Source organism: Pseudoxanthomonas sp. UTMC 1351 (assembly GCF_040948865.1).
Taxonomy (GTDB): domain Bacteria; phylum Pseudomonadota; class Gammaproteobacteria; order Xanthomonadales; family Xanthomonadaceae; genus Pseudoxanthomonas_A.
In genome coordinates, this window is sequence record NZ_JAVGJT010000019.1 from 1 (window position 1) to 12,650 (window position 12,650).

General features: G+C 62.8%; 13 protein-coding genes. 12 read left to right on the plus strand and 1 reads right to left on the minus strand.

Going from position 1 to position 12,650, the window contains the following annotated elements:
- From AB6O04_RS13820 to AB6O04_RS13875, 12 genes are all read left to right on the plus strand, one after another.
- Window positions 1-2,592: hypothetical protein (locus AB6O04_RS13820; protein ID WP_368564618.1), on the plus strand; the 2,592-nt coding region annotated here is incomplete at its 5' end.
- Complete coding sequence (gene gspG / locus AB6O04_RS13825) at window positions 2,592-3,017, plus strand: type II secretion system major pseudopilin GspG (RefSeq protein ID WP_368564619.1); 426 nt, start codon at window positions 2,592-2,594, stop codon at window positions 3,015-3,017. The genes AB6O04_RS13820 and gspG, both read left to right, overlap by 1 nt.
- 2 nt (window positions 3,018-3,019) lie before the next feature.
- Window positions 3,020-4,198, plus strand: a complete 1,179-nt coding sequence (locus AB6O04_RS13830) for a type II secretion system F family protein (RefSeq protein ID WP_368564620.1) — start codon at window positions 3,020-3,022, stop codon at window positions 4,196-4,198.
- The gene (locus tag AB6O04_RS13835; protein ID WP_368564621.1) at window positions 4,198-5,883 is read left to right on the plus strand and encodes a GspE/PulE family protein; all 1,686 of its coding nucleotides are present in this window, start codon (window positions 4,198-4,200) and stop codon (window positions 5,881-5,883) included. The genes AB6O04_RS13830 and AB6O04_RS13835 overlap by 1 nt, the downstream gene beginning before the upstream one ends.
- 7 nt (window positions 5,884-5,890) lie before the next feature.
- Window positions 5,891-6,631 carry a hypothetical protein gene (locus AB6O04_RS13840; protein WP_368564622.1) on the plus strand — a complete coding sequence of 247 codons (741 nt, stop codon included), beginning with the start codon at window positions 5,891-5,893 and terminating at the stop codon, window positions 6,629-6,631.
- Window positions 6,628-7,137, plus strand: a complete 510-nt coding sequence (locus AB6O04_RS13845; RefSeq protein WP_368564623.1) for a hypothetical protein — start codon at window positions 6,628-6,630, stop codon at window positions 7,135-7,137. Before AB6O04_RS13840 ends, AB6O04_RS13845 begins: the two co-directional genes overlap by 4 nt.
- The gene (locus tag AB6O04_RS13850; RefSeq protein WP_368564624.1) at window positions 7,125-7,664 is read left to right on the plus strand and encodes a hypothetical protein; all 540 of its coding nucleotides are present in this window, start codon (window positions 7,125-7,127) and stop codon (window positions 7,662-7,664) included. Before AB6O04_RS13845 ends, AB6O04_RS13850 begins: the two co-directional genes overlap by 13 nt.
- A complete protein-coding gene (locus tag AB6O04_RS13855) occupies window positions 7,661-8,143 on the plus strand; it encodes a hypothetical protein (protein ID WP_368564627.1) in 483 nt (160 codons plus the stop codon). The genes AB6O04_RS13850 and AB6O04_RS13855 overlap by 4 nt, the downstream gene beginning before the upstream one ends.
- A gap of 12 nt (window positions 8,144-8,155) precedes the next feature.
- Complete coding sequence (locus AB6O04_RS13860) at window positions 8,156-10,465, plus strand: cohesin domain-containing protein (RefSeq protein ID WP_368564628.1); 2,310 nt, start codon at window positions 8,156-8,158, stop codon at window positions 10,463-10,465.
- Complete coding sequence (locus tag AB6O04_RS13865; RefSeq protein ID WP_368564629.1) at window positions 10,462-10,941, plus strand: type II secretion system protein; 480 nt, start codon at window positions 10,462-10,464, stop codon at window positions 10,939-10,941. The genes AB6O04_RS13860 and AB6O04_RS13865 overlap by 4 nt, the downstream gene beginning before the upstream one ends.
- A 6-nt stretch (window positions 10,942-10,947) precedes the next feature.
- Window positions 10,948-11,328: a type II secretion system protein gene (locus AB6O04_RS13870; RefSeq protein ID WP_368564630.1), complete on the plus strand. Its 381-nt coding sequence runs from the start codon at window positions 10,948-10,950 to the stop codon at window positions 11,326-11,328.
- Window positions 11,325-11,795 carry a hypothetical protein gene (locus tag AB6O04_RS13875; RefSeq protein ID WP_368564631.1) on the plus strand — a complete coding sequence of 157 codons (471 nt, stop codon included), beginning with the start codon at window positions 11,325-11,327 and terminating at the stop codon, window positions 11,793-11,795. Before AB6O04_RS13870 ends, AB6O04_RS13875 begins: the two co-directional genes overlap by 4 nt.
- Here the strand turns inward: AB6O04_RS13875 and AB6O04_RS13880 are convergent.
- Window positions 11,792-12,628, minus strand: a complete 837-nt coding sequence (locus AB6O04_RS13880) for a rhodanese-like domain-containing protein (RefSeq protein WP_368564632.1) — start codon at window positions 12,626-12,628, stop codon at window positions 11,792-11,794. The genes AB6O04_RS13875 and AB6O04_RS13880 overlap by 4 nt on opposite strands.
- Window positions 12,629-12,650: the final 22 nt, after the last annotated feature.

A 12,650-nucleotide genomic window follows, 5' to 3' on the forward strand; every position in this document is an offset into this window, starting at 1 on the left:
GATGCCAACTCGCCGGGCGGTTATCAGGTTGCGTTCAAGCCGCTGGACCAGGATCCCAAGCCGCCGGTGCTGCAGTTCATTCCCGACCGCGTGGTGAAGGAAACCGAGCAGGTATCGTTCCTGGTCGAAGCTTCCAGCCCGATGGGCAAGGCGATTACCTTGTCGGCCAGTCCGCTGCCGACCGGTGCCACGTTCCAGGACCAAGGCGATGGCACCGCGGTGTTCGATTGGACGCCGGAAGCCGGGCAGGCCGGCAGTTATCTGATCAACTATCTCGCCAGTGACGGCAGCCTGAGCGGTAACCGTTCGGCCAAGATCCGCGTCGAATCGCGAGAGCCGCCTCCGGGCCCGGCCATCCCGCAAATCGTATCGCCGCTTGCGGGTGCGCAAGTGGCTAGTCAGCGTCCTGCATTGCAGGTGCGAACCGGAGAAGCCAGCAACGATCCCACCGTATCGGCGCAGTTCCAGTTGTATGCTGATGCGGGCATGTCCGAGTTGCTAGGCGAAGCGACCGTGCCGGAGAATCCGACCGCAGGACAGCCGACGCAATGGCAGCCGGAATCGGATCTTAACGACAACACCCGCTATCACTGGCGCGCCCGCGCCATCGGTACGGCAGGCGTCAACAGCGAATGGGTGAGCGGCGACTTCTTCGTCAATCTGTTCAACGACCCGCCAGGAAGTTTCAACCTGACCTCGCCGCAGGCCGGCACCGATGTGGCGACGCTCATGCCGGTGCTGTCGGCAACCAACGCAGTGGACGTGGATGGCGATGCGATCGTGTACGGCTTTGAGATCTATGCGGACAGTGCACTGACACAACTGCACGACAGCGCCCGCGATCTGGTCGGCGGCGAGAGTGGCTCCACCCAGTGGACCGTCGCCATTCCACTCGCCAATCACGCGACCTATTACTGGCGCGCCATTGCGACCGATATCCATGGTGCCAGGACGTTGACGCCTGCACGCAGCTTCCGCGTATTCACCGGCAACCAGGCGCCTGCATCGCCCACTATTGCCAGCCCGGCACCAGGCGCGCGCGTGACGACCGAAGGCACCGCGGACTTGCGTGTCAACAACGGCGTCGATGCCGATGGCGACGCAGTGAGTTACGAGTTCGAAATCGACGTAGTCAATACCTTCGACTCCTCCTCGCGACAGGCATCGCCCCCTGTTCCCGCCGGCACCGGCGTCACTAGTTGGCAAGCCACGGGATTGACGGAAAACCAGCACTACTACTGGCGCGTGAAAGCCAGCGATGGCCATAGCCAGAGCGAATGGGTGCAGGGCGATTTCGTCCTCGACGCCCGCAACGAAGCGCCGTCGGTACCCACTTTGGCCAATCCCGGCGATGGGGCTTGGGTCAGTACCCTGCATCCTTCCTTCACGGTGAATCTGTCCGAAGATCCGGAAGGCGATCCGGTGCTCTACGCATTCGAGGTTTATGCCGACACCGCGATGTCGTTGCGCATCGCTTCCGGGACCAGCAGCGTCACCGCGTGGCAGTCCACGACAGCTCTGACCGACAAGGCAACGCACTACTGGCGCGCCCGCGCTCAGGACGGCCGCGGTGCGGCCAGCGAATGGACTCCGTTGTCGACCCTGTTTGTCAGCACGGGAGCCTACGTGCCGCCGACCATCGCCGTCACCAGCCCGGCCGCAGTGACCGATGCAAGTTCGCGCTCGGCCACGATCACCTGGGAGGGTACCGACGCCAATATCGATCCCAAGATCGCGCTCTACTACGACCAGACCGGTAGCGGCTTCGCCGGCACGCGCATCGTCGATGGACTCAGTCAAGGTGCAGGCACGCATAGCGGTAGCTACGTGTGGAACATGTCGGCGCTGCCGGCCGGTGTTTACTACATCTACGGCGTGATCTACGACGACAAGGGTCTATCGCGCGCCTACGCTCCGGGTTCACTGGTGATCCCCGCCAGTCCGCAGCTGGGCGGCGTTCAAGTCACCGCTCCCAGTGACATCCGCATCAACGAAAGCTTGGGAATGGGGATGTTCACCGTCGCCCTGACCCGGGCGCCGACACACGAAGTCAGGCTGCCTGTGAGTTCCAGCGATACCTCGGAAGCCACTGTGCAGCCGCAGCAGTTGCTTTTCACCGCACAAAATTGGTGGGTGCCGCAGATCGTGCGGATCTCCGCGGTGAAGGATGACGTACGCGATGGTGATCAACCGTTCGAAATCACCGTGGGCCGCGTGAGCAGTCTTGATCCCCACTACATGGGGGCAATGGGGCAGACGGTCCGTGGCACTACCGTCGACAACGGTATTCATACCTCCACCGACGATCTCAGTATTTCCGGCTATCAGCGGGTATCGAAAACCTATGTCGCGCTGCTGGGCCGGTGGATCTATCGCTATCGCGTCACCCTCAGCAACGACGGCCCCAAGGTCAACACGGTAACCGCCAGCATCACCACGGCACCGGGCTTTACCGTGGTCAGCGGCACCTTGTTGTACGGCGCCATTGGACAGAACGAGTCAGCCAACAGCTTGAACGAAATCATCCTCACTTCTCCCACCGATATCGGCGACCAGGTTCCTGGTCTGTCCTGGTCATTGAAGGCAATGTAATGAAACGACGTATTTCCAAGAAGCAAGACGGCTTCACCCTGATGGAACTGTTGGTGGTGGTGGTGATCATCGGGCTGCTGGTGGCGCTGGTGGCGCCCAGATACTTCCAGCAGATCGGAAAGTCGGAGCGCACCGCGGCAGCGAATCAGATCGACGCCTTGCGCAAGGCCGTCGATACCTATCGGATGGATGTCGGCCATTTCCCGCGCCCGGAAGAAGGTTTGGCTGTGCTGGTCACCAAGCCGGACGCCGAGCCGCGCTGGAACGGGCCGTACTTGCAAAAGGCGGTGCCGGCCGATCCCTGGGGCAACGCCTATATCTATCAGGTGCCGGGAGCGACCGCGGACTACGACGTGATCTCGTACGGCAAGGATGGGCGGCCTGGCGGTGAAGGCGAGGATGCTGACATCGGAGTGGATGGGTAGTCATGAAACACCGGGTACTGGTGTCCATGGGCACCGAGAACGCTTGGCTGGAGATCGAGGCGGATTCGTCGGAAGCAGCGGAGTTGCAGGCGACGCGCCGCGGTGGCCGGGTACTGCGGGTGGAATCCGGCGGCGAGAGCGCGCCTCGATCGCGTGTCCGCTACTCGCAAGGGGTGTTCCTGCAGGAGGCGTTGACGCTGCTTCGCGCTGGCCTGAACGTGGTGGAGGTTTTGGAAACGTTGCATCGCAAGGAAAGCGATCCGGGTTTCCGCGAAGTGCTGGCGCGCATGTTGTCGCGGTTGCGGCAGGGCGCCAGCTTTTCATCGGCGATGGCCGATGAGCGCGACCTGTTCCCGCCGGTGCTGGTCGCTGGCGTAGCCGCCAGCGAAACCGCCGGTGGCCTTGCCGCCACGCTGGAGCGCTACCTGGAATACGACGCACGAATCGGGCAGATCAAGCGCAAAGTGTCGGCCAGTGCGATCTATCCGTTGCTGCTGCTGATCGTGGGCGGCGGCGTAATCGTCTTCTTGGTGGCGTACGTCGTGCCGAAGTTCTCCTCGATCCTGGATGGTTCGGGACGGCAAGTAGGCCTGGGTACGCGCGTGCTGCTGCGTTGCGGCCAACTGATCAACGACTATCCGTGGATGCTGATGTTGGTGCTCGCGGCGGTGGTCCTGGGCGTAGCCTGGCTGGTACTGCATCCGGACGGACGCGCCGCAGCAATGCGGACGGCTGCGCGGGTTCCTGTGCTTTCCGAGGTGCTACTCGCTTTGGGACTATCCCGGTTCTACCGAACGTTGGCGCTGCTGTTGGATAGCGGCATTCCGCTGCTGCAAGCCTTGGACATGGTGCGTGGCGTCCTTAATCCCCTGCAAGCGGCGGAAGTGTCCGCTGCCATCGTGCGCCTGCGCTCCGGGCAGATGCTCAGCGAGTCGCTCGCCGGCACCAGCATGGTGCCGCCAATCGCCGAAAGCCTGCTGCGTGTAGGCGAGCGCAGCGGCGCGTTGGCAGCAATGAGCGACAAGCTGGCCGATTTTCTGGATGCGGATCTGGACCGCAAGGTGGAGACGTTCTCGCGCCTGTTCGAGCCCTTGCTGATGACCATCATCGGGGTGGTGATCGGCGCGATAGTGGTGCTGATGTACGCGCCCATCTTCGACATGGTGGGCAACGTCGGCTGATGGACGCACTGGAGACAATCCCACAACTGACCGCGCAACAAGTGCGTGATGCCCGCTTGCGCTCGGTCGCAGGCGACACCAGCTGGATGCAGCTGGTGCAGCACGAACAGGCGCTGGCAGCCAGCGATTTCGTGTCCGCCTTGTCGCAGTTGTCCGGCATTCCGGCAATCGCCTCGGAAGCCTTGTTCGCCGCCACCCCGGATTTCGAGCTGCTGAGCTATGTGGAATGCGCGCGGCGCGGTTGCATTGCGATGCACGGCGCCGATGATGGATTGATGTTGGTGCTGGCCGATCCGTACTCGCGCGAGACCATCGATTGGGCGCGCTCGGCCATACAGCAGCCATACCAGGCGCGGCTGGCCCATCAGGACGACATTCAACTATTGCTTGCCGGCGCCGAGCAAGCGGTGAGGGCGACCGAGCGGCAGCTCGGCGACAGCGCGGCGGAGACCGACGGCACCGAAGGTGAAGTCATCTCGCTGGAGACGATCGAATCGGACTCCAGCCCGGTCATCCGGACCGTCAGCTCCATCTTGTACGACGCATTGAAGCAACGCGCCTCGGATATCCACCTGAAGTCCACGCCATCGGGCATGAGTGTGAAATTCCGCCTGGATGGCGTGCTGGTGGCGGTGTCCGAAATATCCGGCATCGATATGGCGCAGCGGCTGATTTCCCGCATCAAGGTGATGTCGATGTTGGACATCGCCGAACGGCGCGTGCCGCAGGATGGACGGTTCCGGGTGCGCACCGCCAAGGGACAGGTCGACTTCCGTGTCTCTATCATGCCCAGCATCCACGGCGAGGATGCGGTGCTGCGACTGCTCGACCGTAGTTCGCTGACCGGCACCCGCGAGAGCGTATTGCAGCTGGCCGACCTTGCGTTGGAGGAAGCTGCGGTGGCGACCTTGCGCCGACTGGTGGCGCAGCCCTACGGGATGATCCTGGTCACCGGTCCTACCGGTTCCGGCAAGACCACGACGCTCTACGCGGCTATCCAGGAAATCAATCGCGGCCACGAGAACATCATTACCATCGAAGATCCGGTGGAGTATCAACTGCCTGGCGTGCTGCAGATCCCCGTGAACGAGAAGAAGGGACTGACGTTCGCCCGCGGATTGAGGTCCATCCTGCGCCACGATCCGGACAAGATCATGGTGGGCGAGGTGCGCGACGAAGAGACCGCGCAAATCTCGGTACAGGCCGCATTGACCGGCCATCTGGTGCTGACCACGGTGCACGCCAACAACGTCTTCGATGTTGTGGGCCGCCTGCTGCACATGGGCGTGGACGCCTACAGTCTGGCGTCGGCTCTGGTCGGGGTGTGGGCGCAACGGCTGCTGCGGCTGAATTGCCCGGAATGCGCGCACCCGTACCAGCCTGACGAGCAACTACTAGCGGCATCCGGCTTGACCGCTGCGGATATCGAAGGAAAAGACCTGCGTGCCGGCGCAGGCTGCTCGCATTGCCGTGGCACCGGCTACAAGGGGCGCCGGGCGGTCGCGGAGTACCTGACCATGAACGACAAGCTGCGCGAACTGGTGACCATCAAGGCGCCGATCAGCAGTCTTCGTGCGGAAGCTGCGCGGCAAGGCGGGCCGAGCCTACGGGCTGCCGCATTGGATCTGTTCTTCAGCGGACAAACCACGCTGGCCGAAATTAACCGGGTGACGTTTTCCGATTGATCTGCATATGAAGTCCTGCATTCTCTATCTCACTTCTCGATCCTGGCACGCATTGGAACGCGGCCGTCAGCGCGTCCACGCCTCCGGATCGATCGATGCTGGCAGTAAGCAGCCGTTCGCCGCACTGGCGCAATGGCTGACGTCGCATGCGACCGGCAAGCTCCGTGTCGATGTACTGGTATCGGCAGCGGCAGTACGTTTCATGACCTTGCCATGGTCGTCCGCCGCCGGCACCGGAGCCGGCATCCGCAAGCGTGTGCTGCAGGCATGGGAAAGAAGCGGGCTGGACAATTCGACTCATGACATCCGGATCCAGTGGCCGCGTTATGGCGAACCCATTGTCGCGGTCGCCTATCCCACGGCCTGGCTACGGTCGCTGGAAGCTGCGCTGGCCGCCGCGGGTGTTTCGGTGGGCGCGATCGGCTGCAGCGCGGTGGCGATCGCCGGCCGCTATGCCGTGCGCATGCCTTCCGGCCCATCGCTGCTGGTCATCGAAGAAGACGATGCGCTGGTTGGCGTTCACCTGCGGGATGGCGCGATCACCGATTTCGAAACGCTGCCGCCGGACGGGCAGGGCCTGGATGAGGTTTCCGTCTGGCTGCACCGCAAGCAGATGGACCTGCCCGAGGCCAAGCAGATGCGTTGGTTCCTGCCCAGCGAACGCCAGCCTGCGCAGTCGATGGCGTTGTTGGCGTGTCCGGATGATGGTGGTGGCTATGGCGTGGCGCTTCTGGCGGCCGTTGCATGAGCAGGGCAGGCGACACCGATCTGTATCTGCGGCAACCACGCCGGCCCGGGACGTGGCTGGCATGGGTCGCCGCCGCGCTGGTGCTTGCCGCGGCTCTCGGCTGGAGCCAGCACGCGGTCGACAGCAAGTTGGAAAGGCAGCGCAAGGCCAGCCAACCACTGCCGAAGCAAGCCGCTGCGATGGCGCGAAGGGCTCCGGCCGCGCCCGCGCTCAACGAAGCCGGGCGCATCCAGATGGTCCAGCAACTGGCGTTGATCAATCGCGATTGGAATGGCTTGCTAGCGAGTCTGGTACCTGCCGATGCCGATACCCGTTTGCTGTCATTGGACATCGACCCGGTGAGCGGCGCCGTGCGGATATCCGCCAGTGCCGCTACCGCGGCGCAGGCCAATGACTACACGGTGTTGCTGCAGCAGCGCGGCCGGTTGCAGGAAGTCAGGTTGATGTCGTTGGACGGCCAGCCGCAGCAGGCGGTGTTCGAAGTGAGCGGACAATGGGCGCGATAAATATTCGCCGTTGGGCGTGGACGATAAACCGCTGGTTCCTGCTGCGGGGCCGGTTGGCGTGGTTGCAGGTCGCGGCAGGGCTGGTGTTGTCGGTACAGGTGCTGTCGCTGATGACGTCGCTGCATCGGCTCGCCGCATCGGACGAGGATCGAGTCGTCGCGCCCACGGTTTCGTTGGCCGAGACCGCGCCGCCGCCGGAACAACCTTTCCCGCCATTCTCCGAGCGTTTTGCGCTGACCGCACAAGCGCTTTCAAAACTGACCGCGGACCCGAACAAGCCAGGCAAGATCAAGTTCGCCTACGACCAGAGCCAAGAGGCTCGCATCATCCGTCAGACCGCCACCATCGCGACGGATGCCAGTTGGCAGCAGCTGGGACCGATGTTGGACAGCGCGCAGGGCATCGGCCGCACCGCTTACATTTCCCGGCTGCGTTTGACGCGCGAAGACGCTAGCCAGCCGGCGCTGAAGGCTGAGATCCAAGTCACCATCGCCTATCGCGATGCGGCAGAGGCGGGCACGCAATGAACAAAAGTGCGCGAGTCAAACTTTACACGCTGGCGATATGCGCTCTGAGTGCCGCCTTGTGGCTGCGCGCCACGCCTTCCGAACCTGCCGCAATCGCGACATCGGTGGTGGCTGCGGTGAGCCGGCCGAAACTGGCTGCGCCTGCTGCGCCTTCACTGCTCGCCGAGCGCAGTGCGGAGCCCATGCCGAGCGAGTTGTTCACTGCACCGGCGGCGCCACCGCTATCTGCGCCCGCGCCGCCGGCTCCGGTGTTGCCGCCGCCGCCGGCAGAAGTGCGCATCCTTGGCTGGATGCTCTCCGATGCCGTGCCTTATGTATTCGTCGAATGGGAGAAGGAGAACTACACGCTGCAGCCAGAGCAGTCTGTGGGGGATCTCTATCGCTTCGACAGAATCTCTGAAGGATCCGCCCAGTTCACCTTCCTGCCGGACGGGACTACCCGTCAGTACCCGGTGAGCGATGTCACGATGTCTGAATAGGAACGATGTTCGATGTACAGCAAGCTAAGCTTGGGAAGAAGGGCGCGTGTCGCGGCGATAGTCGCGCAGCTGGTGCTGCTGGCTGCGTGCGCTTCGCAAAGGGATTACCGGGCGGCCGACAAGCTGTTCGAGAAGGGCGACTATGCGGCTGCCGTGCAGCGCTACCAGGCGGCGTCTGACGCAGCGCCGGAGAACATCCGCTATCGGCAGCACTATCTGCGCAAACGCAGCGAAGCCATGGCCGAACTCGCGGAGCAGGCGGATCAATATCTGGCTGCCGGCGATCTCACTCGCGCCGAAGGCGCTTACCAGGCGGCGCAGCAGATCGACCCAGGCAACCTGCTGGTTCGCGACCGGCAGAGCGCATTGAACATGCGGCGCCGTCACGATGAGCAGACGGCGAAGATCGACGAGCTGATCGGTGCCGGTAACTTCGCCGAAGCGCAGCGGCTGGCCGAATTGGTGCTGGCGGAGGATCCCCGCCATCCCCGCGCGCTCAACTCGATGGAACGGGTTCGCGCCGCCACCTTCCAGCGCAAAGTCGACGAGGGCCTGGACGGTCAGTTCCGCAAGCCGGTGACCTTGGAGTTCAAGGACGTGCCGGCCAAGGTGGTGTTCGAGGTGCTGTCCAAAGCGTCCGGCATCAACTTCATCTACGACCCGGAAATCCGTCCGGATCTGAAGGTGTCGGTATTCCTGCGCCAGACGCCGCTGGACGAAGCCATACGCATGATCGGGCTTTCCACCCAACTGGAAACGCGGATACTCAACGCCAATTCGATGCTGGTATACCCCAGCACACCGCAGAAGATCAGCGACTATCGCCAGCTAAGCGTACGCAGCTTCTTCCTCTCCAACGGCGATGCCAAGGCGGTGGCCGAAAGCTTGAAGTCCATCCTGAAGACGGAAAGCATCGTCGTCGACGAGAAGCTCAACATGATCGTCATGCGCGACAGCCCCGAAGCGATCGGCCTGGCCGAGAAGCTGGTGGCGCTGCACGACATCAGCGATCCGGAAGTAATGCTGGACGTGGAGATCCTGGAGGTGAAACGCACGGCGCTGCTGGATGCCGGGGTAAACCTGCCCAAGGAAATCGGAGTTTCGGTAAAGGGCGCCGACCAATCCGCCGACTGGCTCAATGTCGATCAGCTCAGGGCATTGAATTCCAGCAGCGTGCTGGCCAACATTCCAAATGCGAGCATTCGCCTGACCGACGACCGCTCCGACGCAAAGATCCTGGCCAATCCCAAGATCCGCGTGCAAAGCCGACAAAAGGCCAAGATCCTGATCGGCGACAAGGTTCCGGTCATCACCTCCACCTCCACCTCGACCGGCTTCGTTTCGGAAACCGTCAACTACGTCGACGTCGGCCTGAAGCTGGAAGTCGAACCCAATGTGTTCGCTTCGGACGAAGTCTCGATCAAGATCAACCTGGAGGTGAGCAGCCTGGTGAGGGAGATCACCACCCAATCCGGCACCCTGTCGTACCAGATCGGTACCCGCAACGCGGAAACGACCCTGCGGTTGCGTGATGGCGAGACGCAAGTGCTGGCGGGCCTGATCAACAAGGAAGACCGCAAGACGGCGAGCGGGTTGCCATGGATCTCCCGGTTCCCGGTGCTGGACCGGATCTTCGGCACCCGCAAGTCGGACAAGCAGGATACCGAGATCGTATTGTCGATCACGCCGCGCTTGGTGCGTGGCATCGCCCGTGCCGGCTTGAGCGAGTTGCAGTTCGAGAGCGGCACCGCGACGCGCCTGGGCGGCGTAGCCGACATGCGGCCGGCCGACCTGCAGGCGGAAGTCCCGGGCGATGCCTCATCCGCCACCACCGGCGCTGCCGCGGCGGCGGCGCCGGTGGTCACTCCCGTCATCACACCCGTGGCCGATCCTGAAGTGAGTCAGGCGCCGCTCCCCGCCGCGTCGCAAGTCGCTTTGGGTTGGCAACTCCCCGCCGAAGTGAAAGCGGGAGAGCAGTTCACCGCCGTGCTCAACATCAGCTCAACGCAGCCGATCGACCAAGTGCCGGTGATGCTGGGTTTCGATCCGCAGGTATTGCAAGTGGTGAGCGTCGAGGAGGGGCAATACATGAACCAGGGAGGAGGACAGAGCAGCCTGACCAAACAGGTCAACCTGAGCGACGGCAAGATCGTCGCGGCGGTGGTGCGGCAGGGGAGTGCGGTATCGGGCCAGGGCGCTCTGCTGCAGGTGACCTTCAAGGCGCTGGCCGCCTCGCCCAAGACCGAGCTGGCGATCCTCTCCGCGCAGACCAACCCGGCCGGACAGGTCCGCACCTCCAACGGAAGCATGGTCATCCGATGACAGCCCGTGCCGCCCGCGGTTTTAGCTTCATCGAACTGATGGCCAGCTTGGCCATCATCGCGACTTTGCTGCTGACCGCGGTGCCGGTGGCGCAGAGCGTGGTCAAGCGTAGGCAAGAAGCCGAACTCAGGCTTGCTTTGGGCCAGATCCGCGGTGCCATCGACCAATACAAGCGTGCTGCGGACGCCGGCAGGATTGCCGTCGAAAGCGGAGCGACCGGTTACCCGATCGATCTCACGGTGCTGGCATCCGGAGTGGACGATATCGGCAGCCCGACCGGGGCGAAGCTCTATTTCCTGCGCCGAGTGCCAGCCGATCCTTTCTTCGCCGGCAAGAGAACCAAGCCGGAGGAGACGTGGGGATTGCGGAGCTACGCCAGCCCGCCCGATGCTCCCGAAGCCGGCGAGGATGTATTCGATGTCTACAGTACGTCGCCGGATAAGGGATTGAACGATGTGCCCTATCGTGAATGGTGAACCGAAGTGAGAGGCAGAACGCAGGGTTTTACCTTGATCGAGCTGGTCGTGGTCGTGGCCATCGTGGCCTTGCTGTTGGTGGTGGCGCTGCCGCGTTATCAGTCCTCGCTGGATCGTGCCGAATTCGTTGCGTTGTCATCCAGTCTGCGCACCATGCGCGAGAGCATCGATCGTTTCCATGAGGACAAGGGGCACTATCCGGAAAACCTGGAGGACCTGGTGGAAGAGAAATATCTTCGCGATGTCCCCATCGATCCCATCACCGATAGCAAGGCCACTTGGGTGCCAGTGGAAGACACGACGGGCGGAGGAGGGATTGGCGATGTCCGCAGCGGCGCGAAAGGGGTGGCCTTGAACGGCGTACCCTACGCGAACCTGGTGCCATGAACCGGCAGCGGGGCTACGCCTACCTCTATGTACTCTTTCTGATCGCGATGGCTTCAATCGGCGTGACCGCCGGTGCCACGCTGCAGTTCTATGAGACGCGCCGGCAGGAAGAACGTGAGCTGCTGCGGATCGGCAGGGAGTTCCGGGCGGCCTTGATCAGCTACCGCATGGCCGGCCCGGAGCGTATGTTCCCGCGTTCGCTGGAGGAGCTGCTGGCTGACCAGCGAGCAGCGCCCGTCAGGCGTCATCTGCGTCGGAACTACGTCGATCCGATCACCCGCCAGCAGGAATGGGGATTCGTCACCGAAGGCGGGCAGATAGTCGGCATCTACTCGCTGTCGCCAAGAACGCCATTGAAGCAAGCCGGATTCGAGATTGAGGAATCTGAGTTTGAGCACGCCCAGCAGTATTCGGACTGGAAGTTCCTGGCGGTAATCGCAGAAAAAACTCCGACGCAGCGCCGTTAAAGCGAACTGCACGTGCTGCTATGGCCGCGGCCTTCCAGTCGCTTCTGGTCCTGGGCAACATGGTTGCTGATAAGGGTCTGCAATCGCGCGGCGTCGCCTATCCAGTACAGCGCTGTGCGGCCACCCGGCTTGCGCGTCAGTTGCTTCTGAACCTGTGGTAGTTGCGCAGGCGAACTCGCCAAGATGATCAGCCGACGGCTGGCACCGCGAGCCGCGGGTGAAGATTGGATCGACTTCAGCATTGCGCCAAACTCCGCAGACAAGCTCAAGACCTGGCTTTCGTTCGCAAGCAACGCCGACGACACCTCGGCGTCGTTCAGCCGGCTGGCCTCCAACGCATGAGCCGGCGCGTAGAGCTGTGACCACGCCGCCAAACCGCCGTCGACCACTTGGACCTGCTTGAGGCCGTAACGCGCCGCACGTTCGCAAAGCAGCTGCGCATCCTGCTGCAACTTTCCGCTGTCGTAGATGACCGCCTTCTTGGATCCATAGTTCATGAGCGCAGTCATCGGCTGGTTGTCGGCGCCAGGAATATGGAACGTGGCGTACTCCTCTCGTGACCGGAGATCGACTATCTTCGCTTCCTTGCCAATGGCCCCGGCATCCACCAAACAGCCCTTGGCTTTGGTCGAGTCAGAGGTCAACACAGGTGCTGCCAGTGGCACCACGGGAGCCGCGCCGACCATGCAAGTGGGAAGCGCTGAACTGGATGGGCCGGCCTGGGAATCGACTTGAGCGAAGGCGTAGCTAGCCACCACGACGGCAAGCATCAATGACCACCTTGCAATTGAAATCAGATCGCGATTTTCAAAATCCGGCTTTTTGCGCGGCATGGCATTCCCCTGTTTCCAGGGG